The organism is Paenibacillus sp. J22TS3 (genome assembly GCF_018403205.1).
Taxonomy (GTDB): Bacteria; Bacillota; Bacilli; order Paenibacillales; family Paenibacillaceae; genus Fontibacillus; species Fontibacillus tuaregi.
This window is the reverse complement of the sequence record NZ_BOSF01000008.1, coordinates 190,581-209,694: the sequence shown is the minus strand read 5'-3', so window position 1 is coordinate 209,694 and position 19,114 is coordinate 190,581. Positions and strand designations below refer to the sequence as shown.

The window sequence follows — 19,114 nt, the reverse complement described above, 5'->3', positions numbered from 1 at the left end:
GATCACCCCACCATATTCACACGGACATCACCGACAAATACGCTGACCACCAGCTTCACCTTGCGGCTGGCCTCCATGTAGTGCGGGGAGCTGGACTGTACGTTGCTCATAAACCCGCCCTGCTTCTCATTAAGCACCTTCATATCGCCAATGCAAGAGCTGGAGCTTACCGTAATGGCCACATCCATTTCATCCGGCATAAATACCTTCACATCCCCGATAAACGCCGACACATTGATTTGAGTCTCGCCGTAAGGAATCTGGGCTTTCGTGAGGTCAATCACGGTATCCCCGATAAAATGCGAAATATTTGTCGGCTTCAGCTCGAAGTAATCCTGCCCGATATGCACGTCTCCGATAAAGCCGGATTTGTTGATTTTCTCCTTATCCCGGAAAGGATCACTATAGTCATAGTGACGAGGTCTTTCCTTATAACCCCACCCTTCCTTCTGTGGACCCGAATGCGAATCCGAACCCGATTGCGGACCCGGCTGCGGCCCGAATTTCTCCCCGAACGCTTCATCCAGGCTTGATTTCATTTCATGATGAAAGCTGCTGTCCATAGGGGGATATGGCGGCTGAGGAGGGAATGGAGGTTCCGGAGGATACGGTGGCTCCTGATATTTTCTTCGTCTGGAATGGTTTCTAGGTTTGAACAGAATATAAACACCTACAAGAATCAATGCCGCCGGAGCGAAGAACCGGAAGAATTCCCCCGGGGACATATCAATTAAATCCAAATTCCTGCCGAGGAAGAAGACTCCGACCACGGTCAGAATTAACCCGCCAAATGCGCTGGACCCATAACGCCTTCCATTAAAGACCTGTGTTAGTCCGCCCAATATCAAGAATACAGGCCAAAACGTTGAAAAGATGTACCCGATACTAATATCGGTATACCCCAGTTGGTTCAGCAGAAACAAACCACCGATCCCAATCAATATCAGCCCGCCGAGGTATCTGCCAAAAGATCCTTTACCCATAATTACGCCTCCAAATTCTGAACAATCTTTAGCTTGACTCCAGTTTACAACATCACAGGATTCGTGCAACAGAGACGCGGGGTTGAAGTTTGTCTCAGTCTCAAGACTGAGGAGGTTGGATTGATTTTCCATTTTGCACATCTATATATAAAAAAGCTGCCCCATCTTAATGATGGGACAGCTCTTCTGCTCTGCATCCACTAGCTGTTGCGGCGGCTGCGGCTTTGACGTGAGGAATTTACTGAGTTATTAGCAAGAGAACCGAGCTTGTTGCTCTCATTCTCCACCGCAAATTCAGCATTAAACTTCTCGTCAGGTGTTTGGAAATTTGTGTGGGTTTGACCTTCAGCGTGAGAAGCTCTAGCCTTCTGGGCTACTTGGTTCGGAGTGTCAGACTCCGCAAATTCCGCATTGTATTTCTCATTCGGCGTAAGGGAACGTCCTTGACCACCCATGTTACCTTGGTTATTTCTTGGCATTCGTGTCACCTCCCTGTGATGAGTGCGGGGTATTTTACTACCCAAAGGTAGTATGGATGTTCAGAAGGGACATTATGCACAATACAAAAAGGCCCCTGCCGGTTCCTCAGCCGGCAGAAGCCCCCATCTAGTTACACCGATTCTTCCCATACATCCGGCGGCACCTGCTTGCTCACCTGCATCGCCCGCCCGAGCTCCTTAAGCATCGCCTCGGTCAGCTTGCCGCGTCCATGCTTAATCACCTGGACCTCCACTTTCTTCTTGCCCCATTCCTTGTAGACCTGCTTGGTGGTGGAGAAGTACAGATCAATCTTCTTCCCTTTGATCGCCGAGCCCTTGTCCGCCACAACTCCATACCCATATCCCGGAATATAGAGGATGGTCCCTAGCGGGAACAATCTTAAATCAGCAGCAATGGTGGAGACTGTAGATTTGTCCCTGCGTACCTTAACACCAGAATACGTAATCCCATATTGCGGATGATTCTTCTTCTTCCCAGTCGATTCATAGCCAGCTGTATATCCCGTGGCCACGACTGACACAGTCCGGAGGACCTTGCCGTCACTCGGAGCCGCCAGAACTGCGGATGAAGGATTCACCCGCTCCTGGGCAGCAGACGATCCCCGGGCTTTGCTGCCTGGAATCTCTTTCTCTCTCATCCGTCCCGGTATTGACGGAAGAGCATCCCAATTCGTCCGCTTCGGCTGCAGCATCCGGTTAGCAGACTTGGTAACGGTTGTTTCCTTCTTGACGGAGCTTGATTTACGACCCTGTTCAGCATGATCCTGCTGTTCCGTATACTCAAGCACCTTGCTGATGAATCGTTCGAACAAAGATAGCGGCTTATTCTCTTGTGCATATATCGTGCTGTCAGGCAGTAATAGACTCCATGTAATCAAAGTAAGCATGAAGGTAAACCCGATCTTTTTCCAAATATAAATATGGCGCATATGAAAACCCTCCCCTTATTCGAGAGGTTCTCCACATGCGCCGTATTTTATACTTCAATTTATGAAATGGAATCTATTTAATTCGTTAGATCACGTGGTTGCGGATCTCTTCCTGCAGCAAAGCTACAGTCTCATCAATCGTCTTCGCTCCGATATCCCCTTCGCCGCGTTTGCGGACCGACACGGATGCGCTGTTCTTCTCATTCTCACCCACAATGAACATATATGGAACTTTCTCAAGCTGGGCTTCGCGAATCTTGTAGCCAAGCTTCTCGTTGCGCAGATCAGCTTCCACACGGATGCCGGCCGCCTGAAGCTTCTCAATAACTTCGCTGGCATAGTCGTCAAATGCACCAGATACCGGAATCACTTTAGCTTGGACTGGGGACAGCCACAGCGGGAGGGAGCCCGCAAAGTTCTCCAGCAGGAATGCGGTCATACGCTCCATGGTACTGATAATTCCGCGGTGGATAACGACCGGACGGTGTTTCTGACCGTCATCGCCCACATATTCAAGCTCGAAACGCTCTGGAAGCAGGAAGTCCAGCTGTACGGTGGACAAAGTCTCTTCCTTGCCAAGCGCCGTCTTGATCTGCACGTCCAGTTTAGGACCATAGAACGCAGCTTCGCCTTCTGCTTCGAAGAACGGAATGTCGAGAGACTCCACAACCTCACGCAGCATCCGCTGGGACATCTCCCACATCTCATCATTCTGAAAGTACTTCTCTGTATCCTGAGGATCACGATAAGACAGGCGGAAACGGTAGTCTCTAATGCCGAAGTCGTCATACACATGCTGGATCAGACGAATCACACGCGCGAACTCGTCTTTGATCTGATCAGGACGGCAGAAAATATGCGCATCATTTAGTGTCATCGCCCGAACCCGGTGCAGCCCCGTTAAAGCGCCCGACATTTCGTAGCGGTGCATCAGGCCAAGCTCAGCGATCCGAACCGGAAGATCGCGGTAGGAGCGCATATCACTCTTATACACCATCATATGGTGAGGACAGTTCATCGGACGAAGCACAAGTTCCTCATTATCCAGCACCATCTTAGGGAACATGTCCTCCTGATAATGCTCCCAGTGGCCGGAGGTTTTGTACAGCTCCACATTTCCCATAACAGGTGTATACACGTGCTGGTAGCCAAGCCGCTCTTCCAGGTCTACGATATACCGCTCAAGCGTACGGCGCAGCTTCGCACCGTTCGGCAGCCAAATCGGAAGGCCTTGTCCGACCAGATTGGAGAAGGTAAAGATCTTAAGCTCCTTACCGAGCTTGCGGTGATCCCGCTTCTTGGCTTCCTCCAGCATATGCAGGTGGTGGTCAAGCTCCGCTTTCTTCACAAATGCGGTACCGTAAATCCTCTGCAGCATCTTGTTCTTGCTGTTCCCGCGCCAATAAGCGCCTGCCACGCTAAGCAGCTTGAATACTTTGATTTTGCCGGTTGAAGGGACATGCGGTCCGCGGCAGAGGTCGAAGAATTCGCCTTGATCGTAAATCGTGATGATGCTGTCCTCTGGAAGATCACGGATCAGCTCCAGCTTGTACGGATCTTCAAGCTCCGTAAAAATATCCAGCGCTTCCTGGCGGCTGACCTCACGGCGGGTAATCGGCAGATTCTCGCCCACGATGCGCTCCATTTCCTTCTCAATCTTCTGCAAATCCTCTGGATTCAGGGGATGTTCCAGGTCCATGTCATAATAGAAGCCGTCTTCGATCACCGGCCCGATGCCCAGCTTCACTTCCTTATTGCCAAAGAGGCGTTTTACCGCCTGGGCCAGCAAGTGGGCTGAGCTGTGGCGCATCATTTCCAGCCCATCTGGGGAATCCAAGGTGATAATCTCGATTTGAGCACCTTCCTCAAGCTTGGTGTTCAAATCGACGACTTGGCCATTCAGCTTACCGCCTACCGCATTCTTGCGGAGACCGCTGCTGATGGAAGCCGCCACATCTTCAAAAGTGCTGCCTTCGGCATACTCCCGGACAGAACCGTCCGGTAATTTAATGGATACTGCCATGATCTTATTCCTCCTCAAATATAGTCCGTCTGTTCAGGAAGCGGACAACAAAAAACACCCGTCCCAACAAAGGGACGAGTGTGTATTTACCCGTGGTTCCACCCTAATTCGACTCATGCTGAATGTTCTGTTACAGCTTAAGTCCTTCATTAGCATTCGGTAACGGAAATGATCCGGCGGTTCTTACTTCTATCTTCACATACATCGGAAGGTTCGGAGCCGCAGCTACAAAGGGGTAGAATAAAGCCCGATCCGGAGGAAATTTCAGCCGAGGTTCCTCTCTCTGCACGTTCGTTCTGCTTCACTCCATGTCTTTGTCATGGCTGTTGTTAACCTAAATTCTTCAAATATTATAGCGTTTGGTATACTTTCGAGTCAAGCTGTTGTGATCGGTTTTAGGTGTTTCATTCACTTGTTCAGAGCAGACTTCCCCCGCTTCCGGCTCCCATCCACAAAAGCTTTGCAGCGCGGACAGTCTTCGCACAGCTGGGTCCGCTCACCAAAGATCTGCCGGATGGTGGAGATGATCTGGACTTCAGGATCACGTGTATGGATGATGATCCTTCCAGGTGACAGCGAAATCAGGGAGCTGACCATCACATCTTCGAGCTCGAGCTCGTGATCGGCGATTCTGGCTATAACCCCTTCCGCTGCCGCTGCTTTCAGAGGCAGCATCTGGCCGTCAAAGATCGCAAAGTCACTGCCGCCGGTATGCATCAGATTGACAACATCGATCTGTGATTCCTGGAAGTGCACAAAATATTTTAACAAGCCAATAAACTCTTCATACTGCTTATCCAGCAGATACTCATCCACTACATAATCCACGGTTTCCCGAAGCTGCTGGGTGTACTCCTGCATCCGGAAAGCTATCAGCCCGTCAATATGAAGCTCTTGGTGTTCTTCAAGGAATTTGCGGATATGCTGCGCAAGCTGACCGATCCGCCGCTCTCTGACCTCCTCTTCGTTAGGATTCAGTAAGCTTAATGCAGACTGCTCAATATGCCGGCGGTCCTCTTCCTCGGGAAAGTCATATTCCCGGATGATCAGCCGCTGCACGATTCCTGGCTCCCGTTCCGATACGATGTATTCCGCGATGGCTTGGGACAGCTTCTCCCGGATGGCAATCGAGCGCTTGGCAAAGCTGTAGGAGGTTGTGTCCCCTTCAAAGACGGCCTGCACCACACTGCCGTCCGTGACAAAACGCAGGCTGTACCCCGATTTATCTCTATGTAAAGCTGTAAATTTACGCCGGATATGACGGTAAAAGCGTTCCGCATCCTTTCTGCTGCCGGCTTCCGCCGAGACCACACAAAACTCCATGCGCTTACCCCCTTCCCTTTCTTCTCCAAAGTATATGGTGAGACCGAAACAGATATACGGGAGGAGCCTATGGAAAAGAATGCGAGGTATTCACGAATTAGGCTTGTACTCCAAAACTCCCATTTGAGGGGATTTTAGCCTTTGATGCTCTTGACCAAGCCACGGAAATCCTGGATTTTTGATCAGAAATTACTATTTTTATCTACTATGTAAATATCTACAATTAGGTTGTAGATATTTAAGTTGCACTATTCATTTACAAAGGCAGGCAGCCGTATGAAATGCTACTCTTGTCTGTTGGTAATTCATAGTTCAACTTATACAACTATTAATTTTCATTAGGAGTGATCGCATGAATTTAGTACGCGGAGCTGTTGGAAAGTGGAAAGTGAAAACTGCTGCCGGGCTCGTTGCCCTAAGTCTATCGCTCCCTTGGAATGCCACTCATACTTATGCAGCTAGTTCAGACGAGCCTTCCATAGCTTGGACGGTCCAGCAGACTACGGAGGGAACACCAAGAGAGGCTGTACATACACAAGATGGCGGTTATGCCATGCTGCAGGTGACTAAGACCGGATACAATCTCACCAAGACAAATGATCAGGGCACCATCCTCTGGTCACGCTCCATAACTCCAGAACTGCCTCCGGTTCAGAACTTTGAAAGGTATCTGTCCAGTGAGGCCTATCTTCAGGAAACACCGGATGGCAGACTTGTTATTTTTGGTGCCAATGACTGGTATAAAATAACGGAATTCTTCACCGTCACAACGAATTCAGACGGAAGCTCCCCAAGCACCAAGATCTTGTCCTCGAACCGGTACGGCAAACTGACAAGTGCAAAGGTTACACCTGACGGAGGTTATATTCTCACAGCAGATGTCGAGAGAAATATGAAACAAGTGATCGCCGTTAAGAAATTCAACTCATACGGCGAATTATTTTGGGAGAAATACATTTTCTATAATCAGCTAGGTAATATTCATCAATTGCAAGTAACGGATGACGGGTACCTGCTGAGTGGTTACAGTAAAGGAGATTTCAATGAGCTCCGCAATTGGACTCTCACCAAGCTGGGCCCAAGCGGGGAAGAACTATGGAACCGGAGCAATCCGGAGTTGTTTCCACCACACAGCCGGACCATTGAAGGTCCCGATCATAACTTGATTAATGTCCGTGTACAAGGTGACACCCTCCAAGCAGCCAAGATTTCTCCAGACCTTCAGGTGGTATGGACGAAGGACATTCTTGATGGAAAAGAAATTACAGTGGAGGATGTCCAGTTCTCTGCCAATGGGCAGCTGCTTATCGGAGGGAATATTCAAACAGATCTCAATGTGAGTGATGAATACGTTGCTCAGCTCGGTGGGGATGGAAGCTTGGGATGGTTCAAATATATTGGCGAAGCTTCCACGGAGGAAAAATTGAAACAGGTGCTGCCTCTGGAAAATGGGGACTTGTCCACGTATGGAGCAAAAAACCAATCTGGATATCTGGTGAAGCTGTCCAGGCAGGGGAATCCCGATCCACAAGATCAGCTTAGTCTCGACTCCAGCGAATACAGTCTGATCCCTGGAGATTCACTGGATGTAAGACTGGCACTATCAATTCCTGGGGGAAATTCAGAAGATGTTACATCAAAGAGCACTTACAAGGTGGAAGATCCTCGAATCGCCACTGTAGATGCTGCCGGCAATATCACCGGTGTTGCACCAGGAAAAACAAAGCTTACCGCCACCTATCAAGGCTTGACCGTAAGCTCTACGGTGGTTGTATATCGTACTGTCGTTCAAGACCTACAGCTGGATTCAAAGGAGTACAGCCTTTTGCCCGGGCAGACACTGGATGTTCATTTGACGGTGAAGGAAAGCGGAACAATCAAGGAGATTACCTCTAAGGGAACCTTCCGTACAGATAACACCAAGGTTGCCGTAGTGGACAGTGAAGGTAATCTTACGGCAGTTGGACACGGGGAGACTGTACTGACTGCGACCTATCAGGGAGCCAAGGTTCAAGCCAAAGTGACCGTATATTAATGATTGGAAAGGGGCCGTCCTGTGGGAACGGCCCCTGATTTGTATCCATATTAAGTGGATAAATAAGATTCACTTATTTATTTATATTAACTGAGGGTACGTAACTTTGAGCCGGCTCTAGCATGATCTCAATGGTCCCCGTATTCTGGTTCCATTTCATACTCCCACCCAGAGATTTGGCTAGTTCTTGAGCAGAGTTGTATCTGCGCCCGCGGAAAATAATCCCACCCTCATCTGCTGTGGTATAATCCACCCTCGAACCGTTGATTGTCAGTAGGGCTTTATTATTCTGGTCGATGTTCTTGTTATGAATCGTACTGAAAATATGGACGACAGTGCCAACCATTACAATGGCCAAGCATGTGCCGATCAACCCAAGCAGCCTTTGGATTAGCCGATTGTTCATGCACACCGTTCCTCCCGAAGCTAGTAATCTCACTTTAGCATTATACCAGTAACCCGATTGAGGATGGTAACAAAATGGAGACATCACCATTCTTCAGATTAAACGAATGACCATAAGGAGTTATTATCTCTTGGCCTTCTTAAAAGTAGCGTGTCTATTAATGGAAGCCCCGTCCGACACTTTGACCTGGTCAAGCGTTCCATTATAGGTTGTTAAGTCAAGCTGGATGTCTGTGAAACCCTCGTACTCTACATTCTTAGCAATTTCTTTAAGACGGTTATTGGTGAACCAATCGTCATAAATGATATAGTCCTTATTCTTGTCATAGCTGATGATCTTGAATTTGAAGCGAGCCATCATAAAGAAGTTCCCTTCTCCCATAGAAGCCGTGGATGGCTCGGCGGTCAATTTGCCTTCGATCCGGATATGATTTTTCTTGACCCAGCTTACATATTTCAGCAGATTCTTACGTACCATGATGTTTTGCTGATTCTGCACCGCGAGCACCTTGTCCGCCCATTTCTGATCAATAGTCCGATAATCCACGTTCAAAATCTGGTTTCCATACTGCTCCACCATATCTCCCCATTTACTCATCGTCTTGGTGGAATAATCGGATTCCTTGGCAAATTGGGCAGGGGTAAGGATTTCCCCGAACTTAAACTTATGCTTGCCTTCATACATGACATTAGGAATATGTTCAAGGATATATGGAAAATCCTTATAGTTCTTCGGAAGATTAGTTGTTCTTATTGCACGACCCCAGGGATCTTTAGAAGCATCATTCTTCTCTTGTTCGATAGCTGGTGTACTTGAAGCCGTGGCGATAAGTGAAGTAGTTTCTATGGATGCAGTTACAAATGACAAAACGGCAAGCGATGTTATAACAAATTTCTTCATCTTCTCTCCTCTTTCCATGCTTAGTTGTAAGGATACCGGGGTTGATAGTCCCATTTCCAGCACCTTAAATAACAGGACCTATTAACTATATTTAGGAAAATATTAGCATAGAAAATTCGAAAAAATTGTCGTAATTTGAGCTTTGAGGAACTTTTATAGATAAAATGTTATAAAGTGAATGAACATCATTTTGGGATCATTGAATGGTTGAATCATTCGTATTATCTTGTATTTACTTTCGCTTATGCTAAAAAACGCTAGTCCCCTAATCTCCAATGGTTTATAACCTTACTCTGACATCCGCATACTAAATATGCACCGCCCATTCCAGCCTCCAAAACATCCTCAGCCGACTGCTATCGGGAGAATATGCTTGGTTACTCGAAAGAGGAGTGCATAATTGTTGTAAACCCATATCTCATATCTATCTGGTATTTCAGAGAGTTACTCGGTGCTAGAGTCCCCCTGTTCCTGCATTCGTCTGAAAATAACATCATAACTATTATTCCCGTGATATAACGAACGTTTGACACGCGAGATGGTTGCCGAGCTTGCACTCGCCTCCTCCTCGATCTCGCAATACGTTTTATGGTTATACAGCATTTTTGCTACCTGGAAACGCTGCATTAATGTTTTGATCTCGTTGACCGTACATAGATCGTCAAAGAAAGCATAACATTCCTCAATTGACTCTAAGGTTAGAATCCCCTGGAAAAAGTCATCCAGCGCATTTCCTTTCAGTTCATTAATTAGCATAGTGATAGCCTCCCCCGATGGTGACTGTTCTTCGTACATTATAAATACAATATTGCTTACTTACTATGACATATTCTTATATAGATAACGATCTATATTTAAGAAAGGCCCGGCACACAAAGGCGGACACCGAAGGACTGCTTTTCCATGCCGGACAGAAAGGCTCAGCTTGGTTGATACACCTTGTGCGGCTTCAGAAATCCGTACAGGATATTGAGGACCGGAGCGGCAATGCAAAAGATTGCAAACGGTAAGTATTCGAGCGTCGAAACTCCCAAGGTTCCGGTGATGAATACTCCGCTGACTCCCCAAGGAATAAGAGCGTTGAAGGCAGCGCCCGCGTTGGCGACAATCCTCGACATATCCTTGCGCGGAAGATGAATCTTATCGAACTGAGGCTTAAACGCTTCTCCCGGTAAAATTATGGACAAATATTGCTCCCCGAGGAGAAGATTAATTCCCATGGAGCTTACGGCTGTCATCAATATGAGTTTACCTTCGGTACTGACAAAATCAGAAATACGGGCGATTAAAGTGCCGATAATTTTCAATTCAACAAGCAATCCGCCGAGTGCCAGTGCAAGCAGAATCAACGATACCGACCACATCATGCTTTGGATGCCGCCGCGGGAAAGCAGCTTGTCCACGCTGTTCACGCCAGTACCCGATACATAACCATCCTGCATCAGCTTGGATAATTCGAGGAAACTGGTGTGAGGATGATAGATAAATAGAACCCCTATAGTACAGGCGATACATAGCAGTAACGTGGGTATAGCGGGAACTTTCCGCCAAGCACAAAGAAATAACACCAGTACCGGAATGAGTGTAACAGGTGAAATGACAAAGGAAGATTTCAAAGTGTTCACCAGCTCATGAATCTGATCGCCTGTGGACAAGACATTTGAATGCCCGGCAACAATAAAGAACAGAAGCGAGATTAGAGCGGCTGGAGCAACAACCCGTAAAATATACCGGATATGCACAAATAAATCAACTTCGGCAATCGCCGATGCCAAGTTGGTGGTGTCGGACAGCGGGGAAATATTGTTCCCGAGAAATGCGCCGGAGATGATAGCACCTGTGGTAATCGCAGAATCATAACCCATGATCTGTCCCATGCCGAAAAAAGCAATGCCTACTGTAGATATCGTGGTAAAAGAACTGCCTACCGTAACCCCTACAAGCGCACAAATGACGAACACAGAAGGCAAGAAAAATTTGGCAGACAATATGCCGAATCCATATACCATAATGGTAGGAATCGTTCCGGCTGCAATCCACACGCTGACCAAAGCCCCAATAAGCATAAAGATCAGGATGGGGATGAGTCCAGGGGTAATCCCATTTTGGAGACCTTTGTGGATACGATCCCAGGAGAACCCTTTGATTTTGGCAAACACAATAATCACGCCAAGGGAAATAAGAATAGGGATTTGCGGGTCCATGCCCATAACAATAATGCAAACCCCGATAATCGCTAACAACACCACTAAGAGAAACAGACTTTCTTTAAGTGTTACCTCTTCTTTTTTCATAAGCCGAACTCCTTATCTGCAATGACACTGCGTCATTCCTAAATCACAATAGCGGGGTCAGATACATGCTGTTACGAGTTCAGTCGCTGCTCAGCCTTATTGTAGGCACCATGCCATACCGGCCCCACAAAAGAATTGAAAGCAAATCCATTCTTAATCCCTTCGGTTACGAATGCCTTCGCTTTGGCAACGGCGTCTATTACCGTCAAACCCTTGGCAAGACCGGCCGCAATAGCAGCGGCAAATGTGCACCCTGCTCCATGGTTATAACTTGTCTCCAGTTTGGTTTCCTTGAATAGAGTAAACTCGGAACCGTCGAACAACAGATCCAGGGCCTGGTCACCTTCAACAAACTTCCCGCCTTTGATCACGACATGCTTTGCGCCAAGCTCATAAATGACCCGGGCAGCTTCTTTCATTTCCTCCAACGTGCTGATGCTGCGCATTCCCGCCAACTGCCCCGCTTCAAATAAATTTGGGGTAACCACGGTTGCCCGGGGAACAAGAAGCTCGCGAATAGCTGCTCCATTCTCAGGCTGAAGGACTTCATTCTCCCCTTTGCACACCATCACGGGGTCGATCACAATGTTGCGAATTTGGTGCTTGTCGATCGTCTCACTCAGCAATTCTATAATTTCTATGGACCCCAGCATGCCAGTCTTCATGGCATCCAGGGAACTTCCGGAAAGTACGGTTTTCAGCTGCTGTTCGACCTGATAGGTATTTACCGGATAGACGGCATGATTCCAGCCCTGATCAGGGTCCATGGTGACAATAGAGGTAATTGCAGTTAAACCGAATGTCCCATATTCCTGAAAAGTCTTCAGATCTGCCTGCAGTCCTGCTCCTCCGCTCGAATCCGAACCCGCAACGGTCAAAACTCTTTTAATCGCTTTGTCTGCCATTTTCGGTGCTCCTTGTGAGTAATTGGAGTACGTAAGGCAGCAGCAACCTGCTGCCTTATGCACCCGCTAATGTTATGAGTTGATTATTCGTTCATCGCGTGAGTCAGATTTTCCTGAATAGCTTCCTCCAGTTCGGCTGCATAGTAATCGAACACCTCTGGATCATGAGCATATGGGGACAATGCACATGCGCGGAGGATCGTTACCTTCTCCACACGCTCCCATTCTTCCTTAGTGAATCCCAGGCTCTGTACGTACTCCAGCGGGCTGTTGCCATAATCCGGGACAGCAAAGTCAGTATGTGACGTAAAGAACTTGTTGCCGTACAGATCGCCCTTCACATAAGAGGAATAATCGAAGAAGTCATGGTTCAGCTTGTTCGTTACCTCAAGGTCTGTATTTCCTTCTACATTGAACACATAGTCAACCATGTTGAAATCCGGCTTGGCCAGTGGATAAGCAGTAATGGTTTTACCGTTCACATTGAACTTCTTGCCCTTCAGGAAGTTGTAGAAGCGGAATGCACCCTCGATGCTGGCCCCCATCAATTTGCCGTATCCGGTCACGTTTAGCGGCAATACTCTGTGAGCAGTCCACACCGCAGCTGCGGTAGCGCCTGCTTTGGAGCCTTCCATGATGTAAGCGCCGAGCAGTGCCGGAATGTCTGCACCCTTCTCGAATACGTAAGTGGCAAAGTAGGAAATCGCATCACGCATGCGGATATCTCTAATGACGATGGCGCCTGCGGCGTAAGGAATGTAACCCATTTTGTGCGGGTCAATCGTAATCGATTCCACTTGGCTCATGGCTTTGAAGGCGTTGTATACATCATCGGTAAGCCATTGTTCCTTCAGCTTCATATCTGTGAACACATGATTTCTTTCGTACACTTCGTCAATTTTGTCATAATCGATGAACTGATCATTTTCGTCCAGGAAAATGGACCGGGCATATCCGCCGTAAGCCGCATCGACGTGAATATAGAAGTAAATGCCTTCTCTTCTCAGCTTCTCGCGCAGAGCTACGATTTTGTGAATATGGTCGATCTGGCCTTCTTCCGTACTTCCGACGACACCCACGACTCCAAGTACCGGGATATGCTGAGCAGCCAGCTCGCGGATTCTAGCTTCCAGCTTGGCAATATCCATGCGATAGCTGCTGTCGACATCCACAGCTTCAACGGCATCCAGGCCTACACCGAGAACATCCCCTGCCTTCAGCCAGGAATAGTGTTTCGTTTGCGGAATGAGCCATTTGCCCAATTTCGGAAGATGATAACCGCCGCGAGCGGATCTCGATTTAATTTCGTCCAGCTTCTCAGGGAGCTGGTCCATGATATCCAGAATCTCTTCCGTTGACATGTTCAGGAGCTCCCACTCGGATTTTCCTTGCACATACTCAGGAGCAATCTCACGAATGGCCAGCGGCAGGGATTTCATGTTGCGGGCGTACCACAGTCCTTCAAAGTTGGCGATTGAACCGTCGGCACAAATATGTCCCCAGCTTTCGCCGGCTTTGTAGCTCATCATTTTGCACAATTGATGTCCGACTTCCTCTTCCATTTGTGAGGTGCCCGGGGACGATTCATAAGCTACGTTATTGCCGTTCCACAGCATTGCAGCCGAATAAGCGATAATCGCAGGCATCAGGGTCTCGGAATTCATATGACCCCAGAAGCGTCCAGCAGTATGCCATGGCATAGATTGTGAGCGCAGCTTGCAGGATAGTTCATTAAATACACTGCGCATATGATTCGAGGTATCCTGGAAGCTTTGCTTGCTTTTATCAAAAGGCGTGATGACCGGCATGTCCTTGGTTTGGTAATTTTGGCGCCAGCCCACGTGCTCGTCCACCATCTTAAGCAGCACTTCTTTGAAGAGATCCACGTTCTCCCCTTTATGTCCTAGGAACAAAGCTTTCAGGTCGATTTCTGGAATTTGATAACTCATGTCAAGTCCTCCTGTTGAACGTGTATGGTGTAAGTAAGATTGAAAGCATAAATCAACGAAACAAAAAACTTTGTGAAATTAGTCACTTTTCTTCCAGCTAGGTTTCTTCTTTTTATGAATAATGAGGGCAATGCCCACCATGACTACAGTAGCAACAATTTGATAGATGATATAACCTGTATATTGGCTTGGCTCCAGCACAGATGGCGGAATCAAGCTGACAACAATTGTGATCGCTACGCTGAGCAGGGACAGGATGGATACAAACCACATCAATCCGTTCCCTTTAAGTCCGAGTCTGAATGGTCTTTCAATGTCTGGCATTTTGTAGCGCAAGCGGATGGCCGAAATCGCAATCAGTGCGTACACGATACAATACAGAATCGTTGTGGTAATCGTAATAATCAGAAATGCGCTGTTCACATCCGGTACAACCAGGTACAGTACAGACACGAGCGAGATTACAATGGCTTGAATCATTACAAACGTAATCGGAATATTTTTGGACGTTCTCTTCTGGAAAAATGGCGGCAGGTTGCCTTCATCTGCTACCTTAATCATCGATTTGCTCGGCCCAAGAACCCATGCACTCAGTTGAACCAGTACCCCAATCAGGATCATTGCGGAAATGATATTAACTAATATGGACGGAATGCCCAAGTTCTCACAGAAGATCAAATAAGGCTGAGTGATATTCGCCAGCTCCATCTTGCCTGAAGGCACCGCGTTGGATACGGTCAAACCGGCAACAAGGTTGAAAATAACGAGCAGAATTACAGACGCAATGACCGCAATCGGATAGTTCCGCTTCGGATTCTCAATGTTGTTGGCGTGAACAGAAGAAATCTCCACACCGGCGAAGATAAAGATGATACCGGACAAGTACGCCAGACTTCCCAGGTCAGACAAGTTAGGAAGCAGATCGCTTGCCTTAAAGTGATCCAGATAGCTTCCTGGCTGAATTCCGTTTTTGACCATGTAAATCACACCAAGAACCACCAGAATAACAAATGGAATATATACACCGATAATAGCTCCCCAGTTACCGGCAATCTTAACCATGTCGAATTTCAGATTCAGCAGGGTTACGCCCCAATAAGAAATCAGAATAACCGCAAAGATAAACACGTTATTTGATGAAAGATCAGGTTTATCAATAACGTAACCGAAGAGCACTCCCACCGTGGAAGCAACCATTACCATCCCGAAAAACATCTGAACCCATAACAGCCAGGAGGTAACGAATCCCCACTTCTCACCTAACGCTTTCTTGACCCATACCTGCGGCCCGCCTTCTTCGGCAAAGCCTGTGGACATCTCGGCGGACATCAGGGCAATCGGCAGAGCGAACAAAATCGCCGCCACCAGCATGTAAAAGATCTGTGTCCACCCTGTCGCAGCCAGCGTCGGCACACTCCGTACCGTACCGAAGAACGCCATCGTGATACCAATCAAGCCAAACAGGGTCAGCTTTTTTGAATTGGCCATAAAATTCTATCCTTCTTTCTATCTCTAGTCATCATGTAGTGCATAAATACTCACCTAAATCATAGTTGACCGACCTTCTAATTCACCACCTTGGAACTCTTTGGAAATTCAATTTTTGTTAATCGATTAACTTGCACGGTCAGTATACGCCTGATCTTTTTGTTATGTCAATCACCTTCAAAACCTTGTCACACATGGGTTTTTAGCTTTTTGATAGAATCTAATTAATAAAGGCATTCATGCTTTTATCACACTATTGTTTCATCCATAAATCGTTTAATGCTTCTTTCAGTAAAAGCATTAAACAGTAAGAATATAGTATATTTATGCAAAAATAATGAATAATTATTTATGTATTTCCGTATATCAACCTACATTCCATTAAGCGTTATCTGTGAAAAACAGAACATAGATCGGCAGCTTCTTTCATGCTTAAAATGAATACTTACTCACATCAAGGTTTTCACTTCCACGTTCAACGATGCTCTGGGCCAATGAGACATTTCCATATTACGGAATCTCTTCATCTTCCTTACTGCCGAAGACACGCTAATACAGCAGCATAATTTAGATAAAAATGACAAAAAAAACCGGATTTCAGTCATGATTCATGACATAAAATCCGGTTTAAAAAAACGAAATATTAGGCCAAAACTGTGATTGTTGTCATATGAAAATCGACGGGCGTTTGATCTATATAAGTTGAACTATCGACCTGCACCCTTTCGTATTCCAGGGTACCAGGCAAGCATGATTTCAAATGCACGGTTTGCGACAAGATCATCCAGGTCATAAGAACCTAAATCCAGTTCATCACCAGACTTAGGAAGATTCAAGTACTGCTTCAGCAATTTTCCGTATCCGATCCATCTCCGTCCACCCGGCCGTTCATCGGCTTTTGACGCCTCACGTTCTTGTCGCGATTGCTGCATTTGCTGCAGCCCCCGTCTCATCGTGTCGATGGAATGGCATTTATCGCTTTTTCCATGGATAGAACTAACTTCGACGGTTACCCGGTTGTCAGCTTCGCGGTCCATCGCTTTACGCCACAAGGATAACCAGGTATCACACTTCAGATAATACCTTCCTTGAAAATAGCTCTTCAGCGTGGACAGCAGAATATGAATTCTTGCCTCCGACAGATCGCCATCCTGTCTGACCTCTAGCATCCGGAAATATCCAAGTGTCACTTGCTTTACACTTTTGTACTTCAGTAAGCGATTGAATGCTACCAGCGCTTGATCGAGCTCCGCCCCCAGTTGAACACTGGGAATCTGTTTAAGGACCAGGTCCAGATGGAGCCAGTTCACTTGCTGATCGCGGTTAATAGCCGAGATGATCCGATGATTGGCACAAGCGTATTGAAGCGTCCTTCTCCACGGTTCAGACACTTAACATTCGCCTCCAAGAGGAATGGGTGGGAATAGCCTAAGCGGCTATTCACCCTAATTTGACCAAGCTGTAGTTCTTTTTCCCTTTACGCACGATAATGAATTTACCTTCGAAAGAATTCTCCGCTGTGATCTGCATTTCCAGATCGGTCACCTTATCCCCGTTGATGGAAATGGCTCCGTTCGTTACATCCTCGCGAGCTTGGCGTTTGGAAGGCTCAATGCCCAGATCGACCAGCCAGTCTACAATATTCTTTGGCTCTGCCTGGGCATGGAATGTAGGCATATCCTTGAAGCCTTGCTCGATTTCATCAGCTGTTAAAGACTTAATATCCCCGCTGAACAATGCCGCCGTAATTTTCTTAGCTTGGATCAGTGCTTCTTCGCTGTGTACGAACTTGGTCATCTCTTCCGCCAGCTTAAGTTGGGCTTCCCGTTTGTGCGGCTCCGTCTGAACCTTTGTTTCCAACTCATCAATCTCTTCCTTGCTAAGGAAGGTAAAGAATTTCAAGTATCTGATTACATCACGGTCATCCGTATTGGCCCAGAACTGGTAGAATTCGAATGGGGTTGTCTTGTTCGGATCGAGCCAGATCGCCCCGCCTGCCGTTTTACCGAATTTGGTACCGTCCGCTTTAAGCATCAACGGAATAGTGAGACCGAAGGCTTTGGCTTCTGGACCTTCTTTCTTACGAATAAGATCAAGTCCGCTTGTAATGTTCCCCCATTGATCCGCGCCGCCGATCTGCAGCTGCACATCCATTTCTCTGAACAGATGATGGAAGTCCATGGATTGAAGGATCTGGTACGAGAATTCGGTGAATGAGATTCCCGAATCAAGACGGCTTGCAACAATATCCTTAGCGAGCATCGTGTTGACGCTGAAGTTCTTCCCGTAGTCACGGAGGAAGTCAAGAATCGTCAGGTTGTGTGTCCAGTCAAAGTTGTTCACCATACGAAGTCCAGTTTCGCCCTCGTTCAGGAACAGCTTCTTCATTTGCGCTGTAAGGGCATCAACATTCTTCTGAACCTGGTCCATCGTCTGAAGTGTCCGCTCTGATGTCCGGCCGCTTGGGTCCCCGATCGTCCCGGTAGCTCCGCCAATCAGAATTACTGGACGATGGCCGGCCATTTGGAATCTTTTCAGCATCATAAAAGGAATCAAGTGGCCGATGTGCATACTGTCTCCGGTCGGGTCAACCCCACAGTATAGCGATATCGATTTCTCCGAGGTCAGCTTGCGAAGTCCCTCTGCATCCGTTTGTTGGTTAATGGCTCCGCGCCATTCCAGTTCATCAATGATATTCAACATTGTGATCAGCTCCTTTGGCGTTTGTTATATTGTTAATTGGGAATGAATCGCTGAAAAACAAAAAATCGTCCCTAGTCTACGTATAGACTATAGGGACGATGTATTAACCGTGTTACCACCCAAATTGCATCAACGGCGCTGCAGCCACCGTTAATACCACTCTCGGCAATGATATCGATTGCCAGTCCGCTTAGCGTTACCTAAGTTACTCCGGAGTGTAATTCGCAATAGTTGTTTGTACCGGGTCGCATCAACCCCCGGCTTTCTGAGAACAGGGACAAAATCGCTACTTCGCTCTTTCATTGTGTTATCCAATATTAGATTAATGTCATATTAGACCTGCAGTTAGGGTTTGTCAACATTTTCTTTTTTATTCTAAGAAATCCCTGGTTCGAATCAAAGAACAGCGCTCATCTCTCCCATCCAAAAGCAGGATCAGGAACAGACAAACGCTGCTCTATATAAAAAAACTTTAAAAATTAACCTTTCTCAGCTTCGATCCCGAGTGATTCTGAAGAAGCGGAGCGTCCGCCTTTGTCACCGAAATGCCCCTACTTGGAGTTCTAGTTCAAGCATTTCGGAGACAACAGCGGCCTTAAAGAACACTCGGCATCGCAGCACCCCACAAGGGTAACCTTCATGAGTTCATTTTATATATAACAAAAATAGGATTGGA

At 47.0% G+C, this 19,114-nt stretch carries 15 protein-coding genes and 1 other annotated feature; of the genes, 1 reads left to right on the top strand and 14 read right to left on the bottom strand.

Features of this window, described 5'->3' with window-relative positions; genetic code table 11:
* Positions 1-2: 2 nt before the first annotated feature.
* The 5 genes from liaF to KJS63_RS22160 form a co-directional block, all read right to left on the bottom strand.
* Complete coding sequence (gene liaF / locus KJS63_RS22180; protein WP_213621100.1) at positions 3-983, bottom strand: cell wall-active antibiotics response protein LiaF; 981 nt, start codon at positions 981-983, stop codon at positions 3-5.
* 200 nt (positions 984-1,183) lie between these two features.
* Positions 1,184-1,462 carry a hypothetical protein gene (locus tag KJS63_RS22175; protein ID WP_068619979.1) on the bottom strand — a complete coding sequence of 93 codons (279 nt, stop codon included), beginning with the start codon at positions 1,460-1,462 and terminating at the stop codon, positions 1,184-1,186.
* Positions 1,463-1,593: 131 nt separating this feature from the next.
* Entirely contained in the window at positions 1,594-2,412 is an 819-nt protein-coding gene (locus KJS63_RS26615; RefSeq protein ID WP_374706306.1) for a 3D domain-containing protein, read from the bottom strand.
* Between the two features lie 85 nt (positions 2,413-2,497).
* Positions 2,498-4,435 carry a threonine--tRNA ligase gene (gene thrS, locus KJS63_RS22165; protein WP_213621099.1) on the bottom strand — a complete coding sequence of 646 codons (1,938 nt, stop codon included), beginning with the start codon at positions 4,433-4,435 and terminating at the stop codon, positions 2,498-2,500.
* A 408-nt stretch (positions 4,436-4,843) separates the two neighbouring features.
* On the bottom strand, positions 4,844-5,758 hold the full coding sequence (locus KJS63_RS22160; RefSeq protein WP_213621098.1) for a putative sporulation protein YtxC: 915 nt from the start codon (positions 5,756-5,758) through the stop codon (positions 4,844-4,846).
* Between the two features lie 352 nt (positions 5,759-6,110).
* Here KJS63_RS22160 and KJS63_RS22155 point away from each other — a divergent pair, with 352 nt between their 5' ends.
* A complete protein-coding gene (locus KJS63_RS22155; RefSeq protein ID WP_213621097.1) occupies positions 6,111-7,793 on the top strand; it encodes an Ig-like domain-containing protein in 1,683 nt (560 codons plus the stop codon).
* A gap of 73 nt (positions 7,794-7,866) precedes the next feature.
* Here KJS63_RS22155 and KJS63_RS22150 read toward each other — a convergent pair whose 3' ends face one another.
* The 9 genes from KJS63_RS22150 to tyrS form a co-directional block, all read right to left on the bottom strand.
* Complete coding sequence (locus KJS63_RS22150) at positions 7,867-8,199, bottom strand: hypothetical protein (protein WP_213621096.1); 333 nt, start codon at positions 8,197-8,199, stop codon at positions 7,867-7,869.
* Between the two features lie 123 nt (positions 8,200-8,322).
* Complete coding sequence (locus tag KJS63_RS22145) at positions 8,323-9,099, bottom strand: hypothetical protein (protein ID WP_213621095.1); 777 nt, start codon at positions 9,097-9,099, stop codon at positions 8,323-8,325.
* Between the two features lie 444 nt (positions 9,100-9,543).
* Positions 9,544-9,855: a YerC/YecD family TrpR-related protein gene (locus KJS63_RS22140; RefSeq protein ID WP_213621094.1), complete on the bottom strand. Its 312-nt coding sequence runs from the start codon at positions 9,853-9,855 to the stop codon at positions 9,544-9,546.
* Positions 9,856-10,019: 164 nt separating this feature from the next.
* The gene (nhaC, locus tag KJS63_RS22135) at positions 10,020-11,393 is read right to left on the bottom strand and encodes a Na+/H+ antiporter NhaC (RefSeq protein WP_213621093.1); all 1,374 of its coding nucleotides are present in this window, start codon (positions 11,391-11,393) and stop codon (positions 10,020-10,022) included.
* 71 nt (positions 11,394-11,464) lie between these two features.
* Complete coding sequence (gene pdxK, locus KJS63_RS22130) at positions 11,465-12,298, bottom strand: pyridoxine/pyridoxal/pyridoxamine kinase (RefSeq protein ID WP_213621092.1); 834 nt, start codon at positions 12,296-12,298, stop codon at positions 11,465-11,467.
* Between the two features lie 83 nt (positions 12,299-12,381).
* Positions 12,382-14,247 (bottom strand): tyrosine decarboxylase, encoded by a 1,866-nt coding sequence (tdc, locus tag KJS63_RS22125; protein ID WP_213621091.1) that lies wholly within the window; start codon positions 14,245-14,247, stop codon positions 12,382-12,384.
* A 78-nt stretch (positions 14,248-14,325) separates the two neighbouring features.
* Complete coding sequence (tyrP, locus tag KJS63_RS22120) at positions 14,326-15,735, bottom strand: tyrosine-tyramine antiporter (RefSeq protein ID WP_213621090.1); 1,410 nt, start codon at positions 15,733-15,735, stop codon at positions 14,326-14,328.
* A 707-nt stretch (positions 15,736-16,442) separates the two neighbouring features.
* Positions 16,443-17,126, bottom strand: a complete 684-nt coding sequence (locus KJS63_RS22115) for a protein rep (protein WP_213621089.1) — start codon at positions 17,124-17,126, stop codon at positions 16,443-16,445.
* Positions 17,127-17,175: 49 nt separating this feature from the next.
* Positions 17,176-18,435, bottom strand: coding sequence for a tyrosine--tRNA ligase (gene tyrS, locus KJS63_RS22110; protein WP_213621136.1), 1,260 nt, complete (start codon positions 18,433-18,435; stop codon positions 17,176-17,178).
* Between the two features lie 91 nt (positions 18,436-18,526).
* Positions 18,527-18,750 (bottom strand) — a binding site (T-box leader).
* Positions 18,751-19,114 lie beyond the last annotated feature (364 nt).